General features: G+C 69.7%; 14 protein-coding genes. 6 read left to right on the forward strand and 8 right to left on the reverse strand.

Going from position 1 to position 22,583, the window contains the following annotated elements; genetic code table 11:
• Positions 1-88 precede the first annotated feature (88 nt).
• Complete coding sequence (locus OG758_RS08110; protein WP_326709346.1) at positions 89-1,234, forward strand: aminotransferase class V-fold PLP-dependent enzyme; 1,146 nt, start codon at positions 89-91, stop codon at positions 1,232-1,234.
• A gap of 163 nt (positions 1,235-1,397) precedes the next feature.
• On the forward strand, positions 1,398-2,831 hold the full coding sequence (locus OG758_RS08115; protein ID WP_326709347.1) for an amino acid permease: 1,434 nt from the start codon (positions 1,398-1,400) through the stop codon (positions 2,829-2,831).
• Positions 2,832-2,874: 43 nt separating this feature from the next.
• On the opposite strand, the gene OG758_RS08120 is transcribed toward OG758_RS08115, so the two are convergent.
• From OG758_RS08120 to OG758_RS08130, 3 genes are all read right to left on the reverse strand, one after another.
• Positions 2,875-3,819, reverse strand: a complete 945-nt coding sequence (locus OG758_RS08120) for a TauD/TfdA dioxygenase family protein (RefSeq protein ID WP_326709348.1) — start codon at positions 3,817-3,819, stop codon at positions 2,875-2,877.
• A gap of 448 nt (positions 3,820-4,267) precedes the next feature.
• Positions 4,268-5,431, reverse strand: a complete 1,164-nt coding sequence (locus tag OG758_RS08125; protein ID WP_326709349.1) for an acyl-CoA dehydrogenase family protein — start codon at positions 5,429-5,431, stop codon at positions 4,268-4,270.
• A 152-nt stretch (positions 5,432-5,583) separates the two neighbouring features.
• Positions 5,584-7,323: a succinic semialdehyde dehydrogenase gene (locus OG758_RS08130; protein ID WP_382061897.1), complete on the reverse strand. Its 1,740-nt coding sequence runs from the start codon at positions 7,321-7,323 to the stop codon at positions 5,584-5,586.
• A 266-nt stretch (positions 7,324-7,589) separates the two neighbouring features.
• On the opposite strand from OG758_RS08130, the gene OG758_RS08135 reads away from it, so the two are divergent.
• Positions 7,590-8,798: an oxygenase MpaB family protein gene (locus OG758_RS08135; RefSeq protein ID WP_326709351.1), complete on the forward strand. Its 1,209-nt coding sequence runs from the start codon at positions 7,590-7,592 to the stop codon at positions 8,796-8,798.
• A gap of 170 nt (positions 8,799-8,968) precedes the next feature.
• Here OG758_RS08135 and OG758_RS08140 read toward each other — a convergent pair whose 3' ends face one another.
• The gene (locus OG758_RS08140) at positions 8,969-10,132 is read right to left on the reverse strand and encodes a TetR/AcrR family transcriptional regulator (protein WP_326709352.1); all 1,164 of its coding nucleotides are present in this window, start codon (positions 10,130-10,132) and stop codon (positions 8,969-8,971) included.
• 223 nt (positions 10,133-10,355) lie between these two features.
• Here OG758_RS08140 and OG758_RS08145 point away from each other — a divergent pair, with 223 nt between their 5' ends.
• Positions 10,356-11,939, forward strand: a complete 1,584-nt coding sequence (locus OG758_RS08145; protein WP_326709353.1) for a long-chain-fatty-acid--CoA ligase — start codon at positions 10,356-10,358, stop codon at positions 11,937-11,939.
• Positions 11,940-11,972: 33 nt separating this feature from the next.
• Here OG758_RS08145 and OG758_RS08150 read toward each other — a convergent pair whose 3' ends face one another.
• The 4 genes from OG758_RS08150 to OG758_RS08165 form a co-directional block, all read right to left on the reverse strand.
• Positions 11,973-12,623: a DUF6226 family protein gene (locus OG758_RS08150; protein WP_326709354.1), complete on the reverse strand. Its 651-nt coding sequence runs from the start codon at positions 12,621-12,623 to the stop codon at positions 11,973-11,975.
• 164 nt (positions 12,624-12,787) lie between these two features.
• Entirely contained in the window at positions 12,788-17,641 is a 4,854-nt protein-coding gene (locus tag OG758_RS08155) for a DNA repair ATPase (protein WP_326709355.1), read from the reverse strand.
• 97 nt (positions 17,642-17,738) lie between these two features.
• Positions 17,739-19,781: a flotillin family protein gene (locus OG758_RS08160; RefSeq protein ID WP_326709356.1), complete on the reverse strand. Its 2,043-nt coding sequence runs from the start codon at positions 19,779-19,781 to the stop codon at positions 17,739-17,741.
• A 143-nt stretch (positions 19,782-19,924) separates the two neighbouring features.
• Positions 19,925-20,359 carry a hypothetical protein gene (locus OG758_RS08165; protein ID WP_326709357.1) on the reverse strand — a complete coding sequence of 145 codons (435 nt, stop codon included), beginning with the start codon at positions 20,357-20,359 and terminating at the stop codon, positions 19,925-19,927.
• Positions 20,360-21,054: 695 nt separating this feature from the next.
• Here OG758_RS08165 and OG758_RS08170 point away from each other — a divergent pair.
• Positions 21,055-21,282 (forward strand): hypothetical protein, encoded by a 228-nt coding sequence (locus tag OG758_RS08170; protein ID WP_326709358.1) that lies wholly within the window; start codon positions 21,055-21,057, stop codon positions 21,280-21,282.
• Positions 21,279-22,583, forward strand: a complete 1,305-nt coding sequence (locus OG758_RS08175; protein ID WP_326709359.1) for an ArsB/NhaD family transporter — start codon at positions 21,279-21,281, stop codon at positions 22,581-22,583. The genes OG758_RS08170 and OG758_RS08175 overlap by 4 nt, the downstream gene beginning before the upstream one ends.

Below are 22,583 nucleotides of genomic sequence, written 5' to 3' on the forward strand. Positions count from 1 at the left end.
GGCCACCCACCCATTGACGGGCACCTGACTCGGCTGCTTCGATCACCGGCACTGAACAATTTCACCGTGATTGAAATGCGAGCCGCCCGTGTCCATCGCGCCCCTCGACGCCACCGAGCGTTTCCGTGCCCGATTCCCCTCCCTCAGGGACACGGTCCACCTGGCCAGTTGCAGCCAGGGTGCAGCCTCCGAGCACGTACTGACGGCGCTACAGGAGTTCCAGTGGTCCATGCGCAGCCAGGGCGCGCCCTGGGGCGCATGGATGGCCCAAGTGGACGCCGCCCGCGCCGCGTTCGCCGCCCACATCGGCGCGCAGCCGGACGAGATCGCGGTGGTCGGCTGCGCCTCCGAAGGCGCTTACCAGGTGGCGTCCACGCTGGACTGGTCGCGCCGCCCCGGCCTGGTCACCACGGACATGGAGTTCCCGTCCATCGCCCACGTCTGGCTGGCGCAGGAGCGACGCGGCGCCCGGGTGCGCCATGTCCCGGAGCGGGAAGGGATCGTCCCCGCGGAGGACTACACCGCCGCGATCGACGACTCGACCAACCTGGTCTCCGTTCCGCTGGTCTCCTACCGCAACGGCGCCCGGCTGCCGGTGGCCGAGACGGTTCGCGCGGCACATGCGGTCGGCGCGCGGGTGTTTGTCGACGCGTACCAGGGACTGGGCGTACTCCCGGTGGACGTACGGGAGTTGGACTGCGACTACCTGGTGTGCGGTGCGCTGAAGTATCTGCTCGGCGTCCCCGGCATCGCGTTCCTCTACGTGCGCGGCGGCCTGCGCGACGACGTGGACCCTCAACTCACCGGCTGGTTCGGGCGAGTTGACCCCTTCGGCTTCGACCCGCGCTCCCTCGACTTCCCGGACACCGCGCGCCGCTTCGAGACCGGCACCCCGTCGATCCCCTCCGCGTACGCGGCCGCGGCCGGACTCCGCACCCTCGCCGACGTCGACCCGAAGGACATCGAGGCGCACGTCGGCGCGCTCACCACGTACGCCCACACACGCCTGACCGAGATCGGCGAGACGCCGGCCTCGCCCGCCGACCCGGAGCTGCGCGGCCCACAGGTGGCGATCACCGACCCCGCCCCGGACGCGCTCGCTGCCGAGCTCGCCGAGCGCCGCATCGTCACCAGCCCGCGCGGCACCCTGCTCCGCATCTCCTTCCACTACTACAACACCCCGTCCGACGTCGACGCACTGATCGACGCGCTCGGCGAGATACGCGCCCAGTAGCACGTCCAGGAACACCGCACCCCACGGAGCGAGTGACATGCCCGACGATGCCGGAAGCAGCCCAACGGCCGCTCCCTCCCCCACCACTGGCCCGCATCGAAGCCCCGGTGCCGACGGCCAAGACCGGGGCCTGAGACGGTCCTTGACGGGGCGTCAGCTCAGCATGATGGGTCTGGGCGGCGCCATCGGAACCGGCCTGTTCCTCGGTTCGGGTCTCGCCATCTCCGCTGCGGGGCCCGCCGCCGTGATCGCGTACGTGCTCTGCGCGTTGATCGCCCTGGTGATCGGCTGGGCGCTGGCAGAGATGACCGCCGTACACCCGGCGACCGGCTCGTTCGGCACCATCGGCCGCCACTATCTCGGCCCGCTGGCCGGCTTCGTGATCCGCTGGACGTACTGGACGATCCAGGTGATCGCGATCGGCGGCGAGGTCATCGCCGTCGGCATCTACGTCCGTTTCTGGTGGCCCGAACTGCCGCTGTGGGCACCGGTGGTGGCGTCCTCACTGCTGCTCCTGGCGGCGAACGCGCTGACCGTCGGGGTGTTCGGCCGCCTGGAGTACTGGTTCTCCAGCATCAAGATCACGGCGATCGGCGTCTTCGTCCTGCTCGGCTGCGCCTACGTCTTCCTCGGCCTGCCCGGCCACGCCGCGGTCGGCACCTCGAACCTCTCAGGTCCCGGCGGTCTCCTTCCGCACGGCCTGAACGGCCTCGGCACCGCCTTCGTCTTCGTGATCTTCAGCTACATCGGCACCGAGATCATCGCGGTGACCGCCGCCGAGTCCGAGAACCCGGTGCGGGACATCCCGCGTGCCGCCCGGCGGATGGTCGTGCGACTCGCGCTCTTCTACGTTCTGGCCATGGCGGTGGTGGTCACCGTGGTGCCGTGGTCGCGCACGGCGGCGGGCGGGGACGTCACGGCGAGCCCCTTCGTCCAGCTCTTCGACGTCGCCGGGATCCCGGCCGCCGCGGGCGTCATGAACTTCGTGGTCCTGACCGCGGCGCTCTCCAGCGCCAACGCCAACACCTACCTGGCCACCCGCATGATCCACTCCCTGGCGGTGGACCGGCACGCGCCACGGACGTTCGCACGGGTCGGCCGCGGCGGAGTCCCTCACCGGGCGCTTGCCGTCTCCGGGCTCGGCCTCGGCGCCGCCGCCATCCTCTCGGTCCACTCCGAGAACACGGCGTACGTCCTGCTCTTCGGCATCTCGGTGTTCGGGGCGCTGGTCGTGTGGATCCTCATCCTCGCCACGCACCTGATGTTCCGCCGCCACCGCGCCCGCCACGACCTCCCCTCCTCCCCGGCCCGGCTGCGCGGCGCTCCCTTCACCACCGTCGCGGCGGCGCTCGCGCTGGCCGCGATCCTGGTCTCCACCGCGTTCATCGAGGGCCTGGAGGACTCCTGGAAGGCCGGCCTTCCGTTCTTCGCGCTGCTCATCGTCGTGTACCGCTTCGGCGCTCGGCGCTACGAGACGGCGGAACCACTGCCGGACAGCACTCTGCCACCAGAGAGTTCCGACGCCCGCCCACCTGGCACTCACGACGAGGCGCTGCTCACCGATGGGCCGTCCGGTACGGAGGCGGGGCCGAGCTGACGCCTCGCGCGGCAGCGTCAGCAACCCGGCTCTCCACTCCTGCTCAGGCGAACGGACGGTCCCCGGCGATCGCCACGCGTTCGGCGACCCGGGGGTACGGCGCGTAGTCGTTGACGGCGTAGTGCTGGGTCGCGCGGTTGTCCCAGAAGGCGACGTCGCCCGCCTGCCAGCGGAACCGCACCTGGAACTCCGGGACGTGAGCCTGCTGGAAGAGCAGCCTGAGCAGGTGGTCGCTCTCCGGACGCTCAAGGCCGATGATCCGGGTGGTGAAGGAGGTGTTGACGAACAGCATCCGGCGTCCGGTCTCCGGGTGACGACGCACCACGGGGTGCTGGACGGGCGGGAACTGCTCCTGGAACGGGGCCAGTTGCTCCGGCGGGTAGAAGCGCGCGAAGCCCGGAAGGAAGTCGTGGACGGCACTCGCACCGTCGATCCGCTCACGCACCCCGACCGGCAGGTTGTCGTACGCGGCCGCCATGTCCGCCCACATCGTGTCGCCTCCCACCGGCGGCACCTCCCGCAACTGCAACACGGCACCCAGGGCCGGGCGTTCACGGAAGGTTACGTCCGTGTGCCAGACGTTCTCGTAGGTGGGAACGGCACCGGCCGACTTGTCGAAGCGGACCACGTCGTCGGCATCACCTTGGGCGAGCAGCGGATTGGTCTCCAACTCACCCCAGTTACGGGCGAATTGACGCTGCGCGTCGGACGTCAGGTGCTGGCCGCGGAAGAAGAGCACCTTCCATTCGAGGAACGCGCGGTTCAGCTCCTCCCGCACCGTGATGGACAAGGGCCGCGAGAGGTCGAGGCCGCGGATCTCCGCCCCGATGACGCGGCCCTGCGGAACGAGTTCGAAACGCTCGTACGGCCGCTCCCGCACACCGTCCGGCAGGCGATTCAGGATGCGCGTGCCCTCGTACAGGCCGTCGGCGGGAATACGGTGGTCGCGCAGGGCTGATACGGGGGCGACGTCATGCGTGAGCGACATGGCGAACTCCTTCGAAGCTCAAAAAGGGGCCGGCGGCGGACGGCGCGACGCGACGTTTCCGGGAACCGGTACGGGAATGCTCAGGCCCTAATACGCGGGCCTACGGCCTACGGCGGATTCAGCGACAGGAAGACGCCGGGGGCGAACCCACCCGGCCGCGGCGGCGCAGAAAGCCGTATCCGCGAGGCGCGCACTCACCGCGGGGGCCGCTGTGCTGCGGCTCATCCTCACGGAAGTTCGAGTGCGTCTGCATGTCGGTCACCCTAACGCAGAGACCTGCGTGCCGACACCACGCGTCCATGATGGGAGATCCGCGCAAGAGAAAGGCATCGCTGCGCACACGAACGTGAGTAAGTGCTCGGCTTCGCGTTCATTGGCTCGCACGGCACGAGCCCGCGGCCTGACTCCCCGGGGAGTCAGGCCGGATTCGGAAAAGGGCCGCCGGATCCTACAGGCCTAGGTCTCGGGCGACGATCTCCTTCATGATCTCCGTAGTACCGCCGTAGATGGTGCTGATGCGCGAGTCGAGGTAGTCGTGTGCGATGCGGTACTCGAGCATGTAGCCGTAGGCGCCGTGCAGTTGCAGGCAGCGCCCGACGATGTCGACGTAACTCTCCGTGGCCCCGAATTTCGCCGACGCGGCGTCCACGGCGCCGAGTTCGCCGCGGGAGTGCCTGGTGAGCAGATCGTCGATGTAGGCGCGGCCCACGCGGGCGGTGGTGACCATGTCGGCCAGTTGGAAGCGGGTGTTCTGGAAGGAGCCGATGGACCGGCCGAACGCCTTGCGCTCCCTGACATACTCCACGGTCCGCTCCAGGACGCCTTCGATGGAAGCCACGGCGTTGGCGGCGATCGAGATCCGCTCCTGGGGAAGATTGCGCATCAGGGCCTTGAAGCCGGAGCCTTCCTCGCCGAGCAGGTTGGCGGCCGGCACGCGAAGGTCCTGGAAGAACAACTCGCTGGTGTCCTGCGCGTGCAGGCCGACCTTCTCCAGGTTGCGCCCCCGCGAGAAGCCCGGCCGATCCGCCTCGATGACCAGCAGGCTGATCCCTCCGTGGCGGTCCGGGCCGGTCCGCACGGCGGTGACGACCAGGTCGGCGTTCTGGCCGTTGGAGATGAAGACCTTGCTGCCGTTGACCACATAGTCGTCGCCGTCTCGGACGGCGGTGGTGGCGATGCCGGCCAGGTCGCTCCCGGTTCCCGGCTCGGTCATCGCAACCGCGACGATGAGCGTCCCGGCAGCGATGCCCGGCAACCAGCGGGTCTTCTGCTCGTCGTCGGTCAGGTCGGTGAAGTAAGGCACGACGATGTCGCTGGATAGACCCACCCCGGCGAGGCCGTCCGACACGGGATGGCGGGAGAACTCCTCGCCGATCACCGCGTTGAAGCGGAAGTCGGTGATCCCGCCGCCGCCGTACTCCTCAGGGATGTTGAAGCCGAGAATGCCGGCCCGGGCAGCCTCCTCGAAGAGTTCGCGGTCGACCTTGCCCTCGGCCCTCCACCGCTCGGCGTGCGGCGCGGCGTGCTTGTCGACGAACGCGCGAACCGTTCCTCGCAGGAGTTCGTGGTCGTCGTCGTAGAGCGACCGTTCACCGAAGATCGCACTGGTCATCAGTACTCCGATCTGAACTGATCTCGTACATGCGGCACGAAGAGAGCAGGGGAACGAGGACGGAAGAAGGAAGAAGTGAGGAGAACGGTCAGCGGGTCGGACCCAGCACGGGCTTCAGCGCCCGGCCGGCCCCACGGGCGTCGTGTCGCCGCTCATCGCAGACCGAGCCGACGCAGCAGGGCCAGCTGACCGTTGGTGCGGCGAACGAAACGCTCCACGGCGCTCTGCCCGGGCTTCGGCGGTCCGAGCGGCAGGAGCCGCTGTGCGGCGATCGTCTGGCTCTCGGTGTACTTGAGGATTCCCTCGGCTCCGTGGCGCCTGCCGAGTCCGCTCTCGCCCATGCCGCCCATCCCGGCCTCGATGCTGCCGGCCGCCGCGGCGGCACCGTCGTTGATGTTGACCGAACCGGCGCGGATCCGCACCGCCATCCGGCCGGCTTCGCGGGAGTCCCTCGACCAGATCGACGCCGACAGTCCGTAGGTTCCTTGATTGGCCAGGCCCACAGCCTCGCTGTCCGCTCCGTAGGCGTAGAGCGAGAGCACCGGGCCGAACGTCTCCTCGTCGCACACGGCCATCCCGGGCGTGACGCCTTCGAGGACGGTCGGTTCGTAGAAGAGCGGGCCTATGTCGGGACGCGCCCGGCCACCCGCGAGTACGGTCGCTCCCTCGGCCACCGCGCCGTCGACATGTGCCTCGACGGCCGCGAGCTGCGCGGCCGACGTCAGTGACCCGATGTCCACCGAGTAGTCGTAGGACTGTCCGAGCCGAAGCGCCCGCGTCGCCCGGACGAGCTCGGCACGGAAGGCGTCGTAGACCTTCTCGTGCACATAGACGCGTTCGATATGGATGCACATCTGGCCGGTGTTGGCGAAGGCCGCCACCACCGTGCCGGCCGCCGCGGCGGCCACGTCCGCGTCCTCACGCACGATCAGCGGGTTCTTGCCGCCGAGTTCGAGGGAGGCGCCGACCAGTCGCCTCGCGGCGCGCTCCGCGACGGTGCGTCCTGTGGCGGTCGACCCGGTGAAGCAGACGAAGTCGACGGCGTCGACCAAGGCGGTCCCCACCTCGGCCCCGGGACCGGCCACGATCTGCCACAGACCGGTCGGCAGCCCGGCATCCGCCATCAGGGCACGAGTCCACAACATGGTCAGCGCGGTCTGGGAATCCGCCTTGGAGACCACGGCGTTGCCGGCCATCAGGGCCGGCAGCACATCCCCGACACCGAGGTAGAGGGGGTAGTTCCACGGAGAGATGACGCCGACGACACCCTTCGGCACCCGCACCTCCTTGACCTTCGTCAGGCCGGGCACCATCCCGCGCACGTGGTGGGGGGCCAGGTAGTGCCGGGCACGCCGCGCGTAGTGTCTGGCGATCGCCGCGACCTGGGCCACCTCCTGCCAGGCGTGATACCGCGCCTTGCCTGTCTCCCACTGGATCAGGTCGATCACCTGGTCCTGCCGTTCCAACAGCAGGTCGTGGAAGGCGAGTAGCACATCTCCGCGGCGCCTCAGCGGCGTCCCCGCCCACTCCGGCTGGTCCGCCCGGGCACCGGCCACAGCCGCCGTGACGTCCTCCGGGGCGCATGCGGGAACGGCCGCGATCGGCGCCAGGTCGAACGGTGCGACCGCGGTCACGGGCTCGGCTCTGTCGGGCCCGCGACGCGACGCGTCCCGGCGACGCACCCACGCGCACCACTGCGTGATCAACTCGTCCGTCACCCACGCGGGTCGGGAGCTCGTCGCCACAGGGCTGGGAGACGCGGGACTGTTGGGCACGGGCCTGTCAGGCGCTGGACCGTCAGGCGCTGAACCGTCAGGCGCTGAACCGTCAGGCGCTGAGCTGTCGGGCGCTGGACTGTCAGGCGCGGGGATCTGGTCCTGCTCCGTGGTCATGCGGGCTCCTCGGTCGTACGGGACTGGTTCGAGCCGGAATGCCGTGGCCCCGCGTCCGGCCCGCCCGGTGCGGATCCGGCGGGCCGGGGGCCTGAGCCGGCGACGGCTCGTCGGTCACGTCGATGCCCTTGTCGACGGCAGCGCACCTCGCTATGTTAATCAGAAATCACATCCTGGAACAAGCTCTGAAACGTGCTGGCAACGCCAACTCCACGCCAGACAAGGTGAGATGGGCCGCACGTCCTACCAGGAAGGCGAGCAAGTCAATGCACAATCTCAGCCGCAGAAGAGTCCTGTCCCTCGGTGCCGCGCTGGGCCTCGTGAGCGCGACGAGCACCACCCATGCGTGGGCGTGGTCGCCGACGGGTTCGGTCGCCGGAACCGGCACGGGCACCGATCCGGAATACGTATGGGACGACGAGGTGGACCAGCTGGTGGCCTCGCTCATCGACAACGGCCATGTCCCGGCGGTCAACACCGCGATGGCGTCGTGGGTGAACAACAACGACCCGCTGCCCAGTGGCCTGCCGGCCGACCTCACCGCATACCTGCAGAAGGTCAACAAGCTTCCCTCCTGGGCGGACCCCGCCAAGCTGGCTCGCGCCGCCGACTTCAACCGGCGCAAGGACACGTACCTGTTCCTGCTGTACGGGCTCGGCAGCGGGATCATGAGCACTGTGATCCCGAGGGAGGCCAGGAGCGTCTACTGGTCCGCGGGCGGTGCCAACATGCAGGACCGCGCGGCCAAGACGTTCACGTTCGGCTACGACCTGGCCCAGCTGAAGGGCTTCGAGCCGACGGGCCAGTTCGTGGTCACGGCCAACAAGACGCGTGTGGTGCACGCCGCGGTGCGTCACCTGCTGCCGCAGTCGCCCCATTGGACTGCGGTCACGGACGAGCGCATCCCGATCAGCAACGCCGACATCCTGGTCACCTTCCACAGCCTGGGCACCTTCGTGCGCAGGAAGCTGCTCGACTGGAAGGTTCCGTTCTCGGCCCAGGACCAGGACGCCTTCCTGCACAGCTGGCAGGTCGCCCTGCACCTGCTCGGCGTGCGGGACGAGTACATCCCCAAGTCGTGGGCCGACGCGGAAGCACAGTCGGGGCAGGTGCTCACACCGATCCTCGCCCCGACGACCGAGGGCATCGAACTGGCCGAGGACCTGCTCGGGTTGACCGCACAGGTCGACCTGGGCGTCACACGCGGATTCCTCAACGAGTTCGTACGCTACGTCCTCAGCGACGAGATCGGCGACTGGCTGGGGCTCAAGCGCGACTACGCCTCGGCGGCGCTGATCCGCACCGCATGGCCGGCCTTCATCCTGTTCCGCGAGGGGCTGACGCCCGTCGCGCCCGGCGCCTTCTACGTCTTCGACCAGTTCGTACGCGCCTTGGCCATGCTGTTCCTCAACAAGGGCACTTCGGGGACGACCACCCCCATCGTGATCCCGACGGGGAACAGAGCGGGCTCCTGAGTACGGGGACCGATCGCGCGCAGGCCCGTCCCGCGGCACACCTGCCACAGGACGGGCGCCTGCGCGCCCTCCGCCCAGAAACCCAGGCTCTGCTCAGAGACCAGGCTCTGCTGAAAGACCCAGGCTCGGCCCCGAGAGCCAGGCTTATGCCCAAAGACCCAGGCTTCTGTTCAGAGACCCAGGGCGCCCGCGACCAGGCTGGTCACGGCGGCCCGGTGGTCAGGGCTGTCCTGCCATCGCAGTCTCCGCCCGGCCTCGACCACCACGCCGAACCCGGCGTGCACCAGCACCCGGGCCTGACGCGGGTCCAGCTCCGGACGCGCCGCTCGCAGCTGCTGCTCCCAGACGGCGATGTGCTCACGCTGCGCGAGGACCAAGGGGCGCTGCAGGTCGGCCGGCAGGCCGACGAACTCGGCTTCGGCGACGCTCGTGAGAGCGGTGTGCTCGAAGCTGTAGGCCACATAGGTCGCCGCCAGCGCCGCGACGGCGTCATGCGGATCGGCCACTTTCTGCAGGCTCCGGTCCACCGCCTGCGCCAGCAGCCCAGCCGCCTGCAGGCATGCCGCCGCCAGGATGTCGACCTTGCCCGGGTAGTGGCGGTAGAGCGCGGACGGGGCCAGCCCCACCGCCTGTGCGATCTGACCGTTCGTGACGTTGGCGAATCCGTCCCGGGCGAACAGCGGGACGGCGGCGGCGAGGATCTCCGCGCGCCGTGAGCGCGGCACCGGCAGGGCCGGCAGCTCGACGGAGCGCCTGCTCCCCACGGCCGGTACGGGGTCGGTCGCGATCACGCGCAGGGCGCACGCCGACAGCAGTTCCTCGACCCGACGTTGAGCGATGGAGGTGCGATGCATCGTGATGGACCCGATCGCGCCGAGAGCCGCCGCGACCCGCAACTGCTCATCGGACCGCGGTTCCTCGCGCCGCACCGCCTCGGTGACCCGCCCGACGACGTACGCGAACTTCGCTCTGAGGAGCCGGCGATCCTCGCGGTCGAGGTACCTGGCCTCCCATCGGTACACGCCGCCCGACGCGCGATGCGCGAGGGTGACCCGGATGAGGGCGGTGAGCACGTCTGCCGGGGCCGCCTCGGGCGGCATCTCGTCGAGCGCGCCGACGAGCCGGTCCACCATGGCGTGCGCGCACTCGGCGAACAGTGCGTACTTGTTCGGGAAGTGCCGGTACAGGGCCGTGGCGGTGATGCCCACACCGGCGGCGATCTCCTCCATGGACGCCGCGTGGTAGCCGCGCTCACTGAAGAGCCGGCCTGCCGCCTCGACGATGAGCTGCCTGCGGTTGCGGGGGCGAGTTGCCGCGCTCGGCTCGGCGGTCATGAACGCACACACACATGCGGAGACGGGGCCATACGGCCCAGTCAATCACACGTCGAGCAGGTGCTGGGGCCACCCGCGTGCGGACCGTGCGACATGCGGTCCACAGACGCCACCCATGTGATTTTCCATTAACAAAATGCGTCACGACGCTTCTCGGACCGCGGCATTGAACGGCACAATGCCGCAGCGGCCACCGATCGATACGACACCCGAGGAGTCACCCATGCCGACCGACACGGCGCCCGCCTGGTCCTTCCGGCACCACTGGATGTCCCAGGCGGCCACCCACGCGATGATGCGACCCGACAAGCCCGCGCTGCGCCATCTCGGGGAGACCACGACCTGGGCGCAGTTGTCGCGGCGTTCGCTGCAACTGGCCGCCGCGCTCGCCGACCGAGGCGTCGCCGCGGGTGACCGCGTGGCCATGCTCACCCTGAACCATCCGTGGTTCGTGGAAAGCGTGTTCGCGGCGAACAGCCTGGGGGCCATGGCCGTGCCGCTCAGCTTCCGGCTCGCGCCGCTGGAACTCGACTACATCCTCACCGACTGCGCTCCTTCGGCGATCGTCGTCGACGCACATCTCCTGCCGCTGCTCCAGGCCGTGCCCAACGCCACGTCGATCGGCACGGTCGTCGTCATCGGCGAATCGGGAGAGGTCCAGGCCGAAGGCCGCACCGCGTACGAGGAGTTCCTGTCGGCGCACGAGCCGATGGAACTGCCCGACATCAGCGAGGAGTCGACCGCGCTGATCATGTACACCTCGGGCACCACCGGCCGGCCGAAGGGGGTGATGCTGTCCCACCGCAACATGCAGGTACAGGCGATCACGTGCATCCGCGCGATGGAGATGTTCGACGACTCCGATGTCGGTTTCCTGACGGCGCCCTTCTTCCACATCGCGGGCCTGGGTTCGATCGTGGCCAACTTCGTGGCCGGAAGCACGGTCGTGATCCATCCGCTGGGCGCCTTCGACCCGCGGGCGGTGCTCGACGCCTATGAACTCGAAGCCGCCACCGTCGTGTTCAACGTTCCGCAGCAGTGGGACCTGATCTGCGCCCAGCCCGACATCGACAAGCGTGACCTGAAACTGCGGATCATCAGCTGGGGTGCCGCCCCCGCGAGCGACGCGACCCTGCGCGCCATGGGCGAGAAGTTTCCCGCCGCGCTCAACGTGGCGGTGTTCGGCCAGACGGAGACCTCGCCCATCACCTGCGTGCTCCGCGGGGAGGATGCGCTGCGCAAGCTCGGCTCGGTCGGTCGGCCGATCCCGGGCATCCAGTACCGCATCGTCGACGCGGACATGAACGACGTCGCCGTGGGCGAGGTCGGTGAGATCGTCTACCGCGGGCCCACGGTGACCCAGGGGTACTGGAGGAAGCCGCAGGAGACCGCAGAGGCTTTCGACGGAGGGTGGTTCCACTCCGGTGACCTGGTCAAGCGGGACGACGAGGGCTTCGTCTGGGTGGTCGACCGCAAGAAGGACATGATCATCAGCGGCGGCGAGAACATCTACTGTGCCGAGCTGGAGAACGCCGTCGCCGCGCACCCTTCCGTACGGGAGGTCGCCGTGATCGGCAGGTCCGACGAACGCTGGGGCCAGGTGCCGGTCGCCTACGTCACCGTCACCCCGGGAACCGGCCTGTCGCTGCGCGAGCTGACGGAGTTCCTCGAAGGAAAGCTCGCGTCTTTCAAGTGGCCGAAGGACCTCGTGCTGGTGGCGGAGCTTCCCCGTAACGCGGGCGGCAAGGTGGTCAAGTCCTCGCTCCGCACCCGGGACGCGGAGGCGGCCGGCGTCAGTGAACGGTGATCGATTTCGCGTGACGTGACCTCGCGCGGGTGATCACTCCCAGGCTTGTCCCCGCACGACGCGGTACGGCGACCGACCGGCCCGCGCCGTGGCAAGCGCCTCCTCGACCGGTGTCCCGAACGCATCCCAGTTGCTCGCCGACCAGCTGTCCCCCGTACACACGATCTCCCGCCCCTCCCCGGCGTCGACGTGCACGAACGTGCCGGTGACCACGGCGATCACTACGTCGTCCACCGCCTCGAGGAGGTCGGCGGAACCGCTGTCGCAGGCATCGCAGCCACAGTCCGGAAGTTGCTCGAGACTCACAGCGGGCTCCCCCGCCCCCACCACGAGTACCGTCCCGGGAACCTCGTCGATGGCCGAGAACCCGAACACGAGAGATACGGCGTCTGCGCGTACGGGGCGCAGCCGGACAGCGCCGCTGACGGCCACGCCCGGCCGTCGCCGCCAGATCGCCGCCGGATCCGTGACCGCCTCCACCTCGGCCAGCCCGAGCCGGGACAGCGCCCGTGTCCAGGCGTCGGCCCGGGCAGCGAGAACGCGGTACTTCTCCGGCGCCGGACACCGCGAGTACTCCTCGTCCCGCACTTCGCCATCAGGATGTGGATCGGGCCAGGGAGGGGTGTCCACCCCGGTAACGGCGAATGCCTCGTCGACAGCCCGGCCAAGCCCCACCAGATCCATACCGGCACCCTACGGCGCGGAGCCGGGACGGTCGTCGCCACCGACCTGGGGTACATCGACAGCGGCGAGCGCGACACCACACCTCCCCCGGACAGCACGGACCTCGCCAGATCCTTCGGCGAAACGGCCGGTACGGCGCTGAACTGCGAAGAACAGCAGGCAACCTACTCACGGGGAGCGGTGACGCGAGTGATCGCGGACTCGACGGCAGCGATGCGGTCGGCCACCAGTCCCAGCGCGGCGACCGCGCGGACGGCAGGGTCGCCGTCGGCGCCCCCGAGCGTGCGGGCTCGGACGTGGGCGGCCTTCAGCTCCGACCAGCGTTCGGTCTGTCGGGGTGTGAGGGTGCCGCGCAGTTCGGCGAGCTTGAGGAGGTTGGCCTCGGCGCCCGTGGTCAGCGTCTGGGCCTGGGCCGCGTAGTGGTCGTCGAGGACGGCGGAGAGTTCGGCGTCGTTCATCGCCGGGTCGATTCGGGCCGCGATCCTGTTCATGTCGCGGTAGGAGCCCTGGAGTTGGAAGGGCGGTTCGGTGCGGGCGTCTTCGGACTGCGCGGCCGAGGCGATGTAGGCGGCGTTCACCGTCAAGACGGTCGTGCGGGCGGTGAGCAGGTGGCGCAGCACAGCGACGATCCGCTCGGCCTCGGCCGGGGCGAACGGGCGGCTGAGCCGGTCGGTGCGGGCGATGGGGCCTCCTCCCCTGCGCGCGCCGGATCGAGAGCCCGAGGACAGATCTTCGGCGGCGAGGCGGAGGAGGGCGTCGAGGTCGGCGCGGTCGCGGCCGGTGAGCGGCGCCAGGTGGTCGTTCGCGGTGAGCGCGTTCTCGACGAAGCTGACGGCGAAAGCGTCCTGCCTGCCGGTCAGGACATCGCCGAGGTTCCACACGTCGGCGCGGTTGGCGAGCATGTCGGGGATGCGGAAGAGGGCACCGGACTCGGTGTAGGGGTTGCCGGACATGCAGACGGCGAACCGCTTGCCGCGCAGGTCGTACGTACGTGATGCGCCGTTTCGGACGCCGTCCATGCGGCGTTGGGCGTCGCAGAGCGCGATGAACTTCTGGAGGAGTTCGGGCGAGGTGTGCTGGATGTCGTCGAGGTGGAGAAGGACGTTGTTGCCGGCCTCGAGGGCGAAGTTGATCTTCTCGACCTCCTGGCGTGCCGTTGCGTTCGGGGCCTGGGCGGGGTCGAGGGAGGTGACCTGGTGGCCGAGGGCCGGTCCGTTGACCTTCACCAGGAGCATGCCGAGGCGTTCGGCGACGTACTCGACGAGGGTCGTCTTGCCGTACCCGGGCGGCGAGAGGAGCAGCAACAGACCACCTGCGGTGCCGAGTTGACGGGTGAGGTTGTCGCCGATCAGCGGCAGGTACACCTCGTCGATGAGTCGGCTGCGGACGAAGGACGGCGGGACGTGCGGGCGGTGCTCGTCCAGGCACAGCGCGGCGCGCTCCGCGGCGACGAGGGCGGCCCGGCGAGACTGGTAGGTGCGGAAGCCGGGGACGACCTGCTCACGGAACTGGCGGGTGCGGGCGAGGAGTTCGTCGAGGCGGAGGGTGAGGCGGCGGCCGTCCAGGCGCGGGTGGGTGCCGAGGAGCCCGTCGACGGTCGCGGTGAGCGGAGCGTCGTTGTCGTAGCGGACGAGGCCGGGGCAGAGCTCGACGGCGACGGCCTCGGGGAGGTCGGTGTCCCCCTCTCCTGTCGAGGCGGCGTACGAGGACAGCCAGGCCTCGGCCAGGGAGCGGCGGGCGGTGATGTCGGTGACACCGGCGAGGTCGGCCTCGTAGGCCGGACTGTCCACGGCACGGCGGAACTTGTCGAGGAACGTACGGGTGGCGGCCGAGGTGACGAAGCCATCGGGTGCGGACGTCAGCTCCTCGAAGAGGTAGTCGGCGGCCGGGGCGTCTCCGATGCGGGCGGCGAGTTCGGCACACCAGTCGGCGATGGCCGGGGCGAGGCCGAAGGTGTCGCGGGCGCGGGCGAGTGAGACGGCGCGGCGGGTCCACTGCTCGCGCTCGCCCTCGTCCGCCCCGAGCGCCCAGAACTGCTGGGCGGCGGCGCGGGCGGCGGGTGTGTGGCGCAGCAGTCCGGCGCCGGAGCGCAGGCGCAGCAGGGCGGTGAGGATCAGGGTCGTGTCGTGGTCGTGGACGCCGCGTTCGTAGCCTTCGTCGTACGACTTCTCGGCCGCGGTCCGCACCAGGGCCCGCAGGTCGTCGGCGGCCAGGAGCGTGTCCGCGCCGTGGTCGGCGAGCAGGCGGGCGGCGAGGTGCTCGGCACGGTAGACCGTGTCATTCTCCGAGGGGAGCAACTGGGTCCAGTAGGGGCGCAGTTCGGCGAAGCCTGGGTCGGTGACGGGCGCTCGGTAGTCGCTGCCGCCCAGGGCGATGGCCATGCCGTCCCCGTGAGGGACGAGGGTCAGTTCCTGCGGCTGGGTGTTGACCGGGAAGCGGTGACGGCCGAGGCGGATGGTGCTGCCGCCGTCGGTGTAGAGGTCGGTGCGGTCGCGCAGGGTGCGCAGGGCGTGCCGGCGGGCGACGGCCAGGCGGCCGTCGAGTTCTTCGGCGCGGACCTGGTCGTCGAGGGCGCGCAGTTCGTCGATGGTGCGGCGGACCTTGGCGACCATCGGGTCGGACGCCAGGTATGTGGTGATGTCGTCGGGTGAGGCGAGGGCGGCCAGACGGCGGGTGACGGTCTCCATGACGCGGTGCGCGGAGACCGCGAGGCGTTCGGTGTGCCGGGCGCGGGCGTCGGCGAGGGTCTGTTTGCGGGCGGCGAACGCCTCGTGGATCTCGGTGCGCTTGGCGTCGAGGCCGGCGAGGAAGTCGTCGGAGTCGGCGAACCGGCCTTCCAGTCCCTCCAGTTGGAGGAGCAGGCGGGCGATGTGGTCGTCGCAGGACTGCGGTGTGTCGGCGACGGCGAGGGCGCCGCTGACGGCCTGGCCGAGCAGCGAGAACTCGGCGGCGAACTCGGCGCGTCCCTCGTTTGCGGTCAGTTCGCGGCGACGTGCGTCGAGTGTGGCGCGGGCCCGGTTGACGCCGGCGAGGACTTCGGCGATGCGCTCCAGGATGCCGGTGCGCACGGTCGCTTCGCCGACGTCGAGGCCTGAGACGATGTCGGTCACCGTCTGCAGCTGCTCGGCGAGGTCGGCGACGCGGGCGGCGAGCGGGGTCGCCTCGGCGGCCGTCTGCAGCTGAGCGGCCTCGGCGGTGAGCTCCTCGATGTCGGCATGGTGGGCGGCGAAGGCGTCCGGGCGCGCGAGGAAGGTGACGGCGCGGGTGGCGGCCGCGGCGATATCCCCCGCGAGGTCGTCGGCGAGGGTGTCGATGCGGTCGACGTCCGCATACCTGAGCTCCTTGAGGGTGAGCAACCGGCCCTGCGCCCGGCGCAGTTCGGTGATGCGGCCGACCCACTCGTGGGCACTTCGCGGCACCTCCCCGCGGATCCTGCGTACCAGGCCCGCGATGTGCGAGGCCGCGTCGGCGAGTGCGTCGCCGGCCTGCCGGGTCAGCGTCCGGACCGTCTCGTACTCGGTCAGGACCTGCCGCGCCGTGGCCCGCATGGCATCCAACGGGCCGTCCAGGGCCCCGAGTTCGGGGTCGGCGAGCCAGTGGTAGGAGTCGGCTGCGCGCTCGCAGGACGCGGCCAGCGCCTCGTAGGCGTTCGCGGTGGGGGCGTGCGCGGTCCCGGCGACGGCGCGGGCGACGGACAGGCAGTCGGAGATGCCCCGCACGAGATCGGCGTTGCCTATGCGGGTCAACGTCTCGTCGTCACCCGGCGCTTCGGCAGCGTAGGTGTCGGCCGTGAACGGGGTGCGCCACGTCTGGACCGGGTGCACGCGTGCCGGCTCTTCGGATTCGTCGGACCGGAGCAGCATGAGGGTACCGTCGTCGAAGACGGCGTGGCCGCGACAGGTGAGCGGGGCGGCGACCTCTTTGCGGATCACGTTGTAAGGGAGCAGCAGCGTGCGGCCCGCGGCCCGGGCGCGGAAGACGTACAGGACGTCCTCGCCGTTCGGCGAGCGCACCGTCCTGTCGTAGGCCAGGCCCGTGGTGTCGAGCGCGTCGAACGTCTTGTGCGTGCCGGTGGCCAGGCAGTAGCCGCCGGGAAAGAGGATGCCCTGGTCGTCGGGGAGGACACGGCAGCCCTGGCCGATGCCGTCGAGGCGTGCGACGGTCTTGGTGAGGGTGCTGAAGACCAGGTGGCGCCAGGCGTCCTCCTTGTACGGGCGGATGCGCAGCAGGAGCAGGGGGCCGACGCGGGCGTGCGCGATGTCGGCGTCCGCGAGGGACTGCAGCGGCTCGTCGACCGGTTCGGAATGGATACTGTCACCGGTCTCGGTGTCGTCCTCGGCCTTGACGGTCAGGGCGCCGCCGACCGTGGACACATACACCTCGCCGCCGATGGAGACGTGCGGGTGACGCCCTGGAACGTGGTCCTCGCGGGTCGCGTCCCGCCAGATGACGCCGTGCGCGGGCGGCAGCACGTCATCACGCTCGCCGCGCGCGTCGAGGAAGCGCACGCCGCCCCGGCCGTCGTGTTCCCAGCGCAGCACGCGGATGTCGTCGGGCTTCTCGCCGACCTGGAATACGGCGAGCAACTTGCCGTCGACATCCCGGAGTTGAAGGAGGCGTGCCTGGCGGTAATAGCGGAAGAGAGCGGCGAACTCCGCCACGAACGCGGGGTCGTCGAGGAGGCCCGCGACGGCGCCGTCGGGCAGCCGGGCCAGGTCGCGGTCGTGCAGGGTGAAGACGTCGCCGATGTCGGGCGTGCGGGTGCCGGGCGAGGTGCGCAGACCGAGCAGCAGGACGTCCCCCACGGCGACGACGTCGCGTGCGACCCGCGGCTCGTCGGTGCGCACGGCCTCGCTCGCGGCGAGCGTCAGATCGGTGGAGCCGAACGCGGCGACGCGGCGGTCGTTGAGCGCCGCGGCACGGTCGGTCAACTCCCGAGCCTGTAGGGCGAGTCGGTCGCGCAGGACTTCGTACGTGCCCGCGTCCAGACCGGTCCGCGGTTCCGTTCCGGTGGCCATGCCCGGTCTCCGTTTCCGGCTCTGCCGCTACGTGTGCGGGTGGTTGGGCGCGCCCGGACCCCCGTACCGCGGGCCCGGGCGCGATTCAATGGGCGGATCAGTTCCTGCGCGATCCGTTCAAGTCGGCGAGCGGCACATTCGCGATGCCCAACTGGTTTGCCTTGTCGAGGAGTTCACCCACCTGCCCGGCCTGCTCGCCACCGCCCTTCATGAGCTTCATCAGCAGCGCGGAGACGGTGAGGTTCTGCACGGGCGAAGAGAGCGAGCCGAGGATCTTCGATACGTCCTCGGTGAAGCTCTCGGTACCGTCAAGCCACGGCTTGGCCAGCGCCTGCGCGGTCTCGGAGTGCTGGACGAAGGCGTCGACGCCCTTGCCCAGCGCGATCGAGGACACGAGCCGGTCGAAGAAGACGGACTCGCCGCCGACGATGTTGATGTCCGCGTTCTCCAGGCCGGTCGCAAGCACCGTTGCCTGGGCCTCGGCGACCTGCCGCTGCACGTCCAGGCCCGCGAGCCGGATCTCCTTCTCGGCCTGCAGGCGCAGCCGGTACTCCTCGTGCCCGCGCGAGGCCTCGTCCAGGGCGGCCATCGCGACGGCTTTCTGATTGATGCCCTCTGCCTCCGCCTTCAGTTTCTCCGCGATGGCGGTCGCCTCGGCCAGCGCCATCGCGCGAGCCCCCTCCGCCTCCGCGCGCATCCTGGCCTCGGTGGCCTCCGCCTCGGCACGGCCGGCCTTCTCGATGACCTCGGCCTCCTTGCCGCGTACCTGCACCTCGGCGAGCCCGGCGGCCGCGCTCTCCGCCTGAATGCCCGCGGCACGCTTGAGCTTGGCCTGTGCCTGCAGATCGGCGGACTTCAACTCGGCCTCGGCGAGGGTGAGTTGTTCGGCCGCACGGTGGGTGGCAGCCTGCTCGGCCGCCTCAGCGGCCTTGATGTCCTTGACGAGCTTCTCCTGCGCCTCGGCCTCCGCCGCGATGATGACGGCCTGCCGCCCGCGCTCGGCCTCCTCGACCGCGCGCAGCTTCTTGATCGACTCCTCCTGCTCGGCCACCGTGCGGTCCACGGCGACCCGCTCACGCACCACCTCGGCGATCTCCCGCTTCTCCGCCTCGACCTCCTTGTCGGCGGCGATCTTCGTCAGCTGCGTCTCCCGCTCCCGCGCGATGACCTCCAGCAGGCGGTCCTTCTCTATGCGCTCGTTCTCGACGGCGATGACCCGCTCGCGGTTCTTCTGCGCCACGGCGACCTCACGGGCCTGGTTCTCACGCTGTACACCGAGCTTCTCCTCCGTGACGAGGAACGCACCCTGCGAGCGCAGCCGCTCCTCCTCCACGACCCGCGCCGTCTCGGCCTCCTCACGCGCCCGAACGGTGTCGATCTCCCGCTTCTGCTTGATCTCGGCGTCGGCCTGGCGGCGCTCCAGCTCCAGGATGGTCTCGCGGGCATCGACGTTCTGCCGCGTGATCTCCTTCTCCTCCGTCCGCTGGAACTCGTTCGTGCGTACGTGCTCGATGGTCGTCAGCTCGGTGATCTTCCGGATGCCCTGCGCGTCGAGGACGTTGTTCGGGTCGAGCTGAGCCAGCGGCGTCTGCTCCAGGTAGTCGATCGCCGCGTCTTCGAGGTGGTAGCCGTTCAGGTCGACACCGATGACCTCGATGATGCGGAACCGCAGCTCCTCGCGCTTGGTGTACAGATCGGTGAAGTCCAGTTGCTTGCCGACCGTCTTGAGCGCCTCGGAGAACTTCGCGTGGAACAGCTCCTGCAGCGTCTTCTGGTCGCTCGCCCGCTGGGTGCCCACGGCCTGAGCGACCTTGATGACGTCCTCGACCGTCTTGTTGACCTTCACGAAGAACGAGATGCGGATGTCGGCACGGATGTTGTCCTGGCAGATCAGCCCGTCCCGGCCGGTCCGGGTGATCTCGATGGCCTTCACCGAGATGTCCATCACCTCGGCCTTGTGCAGCACCGGCAGCACGACCTGCCCGGTGAACGTCACATCCACCTTGCGGATCTTCGAGACGATCAAAGCCTTGCCCTGCTCCACCTTGCGGAACAGCCGGGTGAACACGAGCAGCAGCGCGGCGAGGACGATCAGGACAACGACGACGGACACGCCGATGCCCACGGTGGTGGCATCCATGATGAAGTCCTTTGGCTTCAGGGGCGGTTGGCGCCCCTGGATGAAGAAGGCGACAGACATGCCGGGGCAGCGGTGCGGCACCGCCAGGGTCGGAACAGGACAGTGGGGCGGGCCGCGCCCGGCACTTCAGCGGCCCTGTTCCGTCAGGGCCCTGCCGCCATGGAGGGGGCCCTCGCGACCACCGGCCGTGGCCCCGGCACCACGTCGGAGCGAGCCGGGTTCATCAGCAGCTCGGCAGGCGGGCCCATAAGGCGGCGGGCCAGCCGCCGGCCGACCACGGGCGAGCCGATCAGCAGCACCGCTTCGAGCGCGGCATGCGTCATTCCCCCCGGAGCGACCAGCTCGGCCGGCATCGAACCGGTCACCGTCGCGAGCCACGCGACGACGATCACCGACGACACTGCGCCGGCAACGGGCACTCCCCCGAGCCCCCATGCGTCCAGCTCGACATCCGCGTCGAACGCCCCGGCCTCGACCCTGCCCGACGCGACCAACACCCAGAACCCGCAGGAGACAACGAGCGCAGAGGTGAAGAGCAGCCCCGGGAAACCAACCACCGCAGCGAGGAACTCCCCCATCCCCCGACCCCCGTTCGGTACGCCCCTTGGCTCCACCCTGGCGCCAGGCCTCGCTTGCGAAGCCCGGCACCAGGGCTTGGCCCCCGTTCCTGCCACACCCATCCTGAGGCGTCCGCGACGCCCGGCGCATTGCCGTACACCGGCAGTCTTTACGACTCTTTAGTGCCGGTGACCGACATACCCGACGCCCCGGTACCACCCGGCTGAGCCGCTCCGGCGGCAACGCCACCCAGGACGGCACCGTCACGTACACGGAGGCGACCGCGCCTCCAGCGCCTCGACCACTCCCCCGGCCACCCTTCCAGCGCGATCGCCCCGGCCGGTCCTGGCGCACCAGACCCGTCCGGATCCCACGTCAGCGATGCCCCTCGCGCAGCGTGCAGAGCGTCCGTACCTCGGGGTCGTCGTCCTCGATGGCGCACCTCACCCCGGACCGCAGATGGGTCCCGCCACATCTGCGGTCCTGCCGGACCCCGGCAGGCACAAGCCCCCTTGCACTGCACGCCAGGAGACTGTCAGTGCCGCGTCAAGGACCTGTAAGGTTCCGCCCGGTGTGCCGGGAAGTCTGGTCGGCGATATGGGACAAGTCTCTTCGCTGATCGGGGGCACCGGCCATGGTTTTGGCCGCGGTATTCGGACGCACAACTCATCGCGGTCCTCCTGTCGGGTCCCGCCGCCCGCACGACCCTGCCGACATGCAACCCCTGCCTCGCGGCCTCCTCTGCGGGCACCCTGCTCGGCGCACGCCCCCGCAGGCGACGGAGACGTCCGAGCCGTTGGGCGAGTCACCGGCTGAACTCGCCGATATCGCCGCCCTGTTGGTGTCCGGCGCGCCGCTCACCCCGCATCTGCTCGACGACCTGTCGACGGTGGGCGCCGGCAAGACGGCCCGCCTGATGGAACGACTCATCGGAGGATCGTGAACGACTGGCACAGCTGGGCAGCGATCGCCGTCTTCATCGGCGCCTACACGCTCATCATCAGCGAGAAGATCCATCGGGTCGCCGCCGCGCTCGGCGGCGCGGCGGTCATGCTGGCGATCGGCGCGACCGACGACAAGTCGGCGTTCTACTCGACCGGATCCGGCATCGACTGGAACGTCATCTTCCTGCTCATGGGCATGATGATGATCGTCGGCGTGCTCAAGAAGACCGGCATGTTCGAGTACCTGGCCATCTGGGCCGTGAAGAAGGCCCGGGCGAAACCCTTCCGGGTCATGGTGATGCTGATCGTCATCACCGCGCTCACCTCGGCCCTGCTCGACAACGTCACCACGGTCCTTCTGATCGCCCCGGTCACGCTCCTGGTGTGCGAGCGGCTCGCGCTGCCCGCCGCCCCGTTCCTGACCGCCGAGGTCTTCGCCTCCAACATCGGCGGCACCGCGACCCTGGTCGGCGATCCTCCGAACATCATCATCGCCAGCCGCGCGGGCCTGACCTTCAACGACTTCCTGACTCAACTCGCCCCACTCTCCGCCGCACTGACGGTGGTCCTCGTCCTGGTGTGCCGCGTGATGTTCCGGAAGTCCTTCCTCTACGACGAGGAACGCGCCGCCGAGATCATGACCCTGGAGGAACGCGAAGCCATCAAGAACCCGCGCCTGCTCGTCCACGGATTGATCGTCCTCGTGCTCGTCGTCGCCGGATTCGTCCTGCACCCCGTGCTGCACTACGAACCCAGCATCGTCGCCCTGCTCGGCGCCGGACTGCTCGTCGCCATTTCCACGGTGGAGACCGGAGAGGTGCTCGCCGAGGTCGAGTGGCCCACCCTCGCCTTCTTCGCGGGCCTGTTCATCATGATCGGCAGCCTGATCGAGACCGGCGTCATCGGCGAGATCTCCAAGGCCCTGGCCCACGTCATCGGCGGCAACGAACTCAGCGGCTCCATGGTCCTGCTCGGCTCCTCCGCCGTCCTCTCCGGCATCGTCGACAACATCCCCTACGTCGCCACCATGGCCCCGATCACCGCCGACCTCGTCCACTCCATGGGCGGCTCCGGCGGCCACGTCATGTGGTGGGCCCTGGCCCTCGGCGCCGACCTCGGCGGCAACGCCACGGCCATCGGCGCGAGCGCCAACGTCGTCGTCCTCGGCATCGCCGAACGCAACCGGCAGCCGATCTCCTTCTGGCAGTTCACCAAGTACGGCCTGATCGTCACCGCCGTCACAGTGGCCATCTCCGCGGCATACGTGTGGCTGCGCCACTTCGCACTCGCGATCGGGTAG

It is taken from the genome of Streptomyces sp. NBC_01474 (assembly GCF_035918215.1).
Classification (GTDB): domain Bacteria; phylum Actinomycetota; class Actinomycetes; order Streptomycetales; family Streptomycetaceae; genus Streptomyces; species Streptomyces aureus.

Excerpts from the sequence above, each read along its gene's own strand:
- OG758_RS08115 (WP_326709347.1), top strand. The coding sequence starts at position 1,398 with ATGATGGGTCTGGGCGGCGCCATCGGAACCGGCCTGTTCCTCGGTTCG.
- OG758_RS08120 (WP_326709348.1), bottom strand. The coding sequence starts at position 3,819 with ATGTCGCTCACGCATGACGTCGCCCCCGTATCAGCCCTGCGCGACCAC.
- OG758_RS08125 (WP_326709349.1), bottom strand. The coding sequence starts at position 5,431 with ATGACCAGTGCGATCTTCGGTGAACGGTCGCTCTACGACGACGACCAC.
- OG758_RS08130 (WP_382061897.1), bottom strand. The coding sequence starts at position 7,323 with ATGACCACGGAGCAGGACCAGATCCCCGCGCCTGACAGTCCAGCGCCC.
- OG758_RS08135 (WP_326709351.1), top strand. The coding sequence starts at position 7,590 with ATGCACAATCTCAGCCGCAGAAGAGTCCTGTCCCTCGGTGCCGCGCTG.
- OG758_RS08140 (WP_326709352.1), bottom strand. The coding sequence starts at position 10,132 with ATGACCGCCGAGCCGAGCGCGGCAACTCGCCCCCGCAACCGCAGGCAG.
- OG758_RS08145 (WP_326709353.1), top strand. The coding sequence starts at position 10,356 with ATGCCGACCGACACGGCGCCCGCCTGGTCCTTCCGGCACCACTGGATG.
- OG758_RS08150 (WP_326709354.1), bottom strand. The coding sequence starts at position 12,623 with ATGGATCTGGTGGGGCTTGGCCGGGCTGTCGACGAGGCATTCGCCGTT.
- OG758_RS08155 (WP_326709355.1), bottom strand. The coding sequence starts at position 17,641 with ATGGCCACCGGAACGGAACCGCGGACCGGTCTGGACGCGGGCACGTAC.
- OG758_RS08160 (WP_326709356.1), bottom strand. The coding sequence starts at position 19,781 with ATGGATGCCACCACCGTGGGCATCGGCGTGTCCGTCGTCGTTGTCCTG.
- OG758_RS08165 (WP_326709357.1), bottom strand. The coding sequence starts at position 20,359 with ATGGGGGAGTTCCTCGCTGCGGTGGTTGGTTTCCCGGGGCTGCTCTTC.
- OG758_RS08170 (WP_326709358.1), top strand. The coding sequence starts at position 21,055 with ATGCAACCCCTGCCTCGCGGCCTCCTCTGCGGGCACCCTGCTCGGCGC.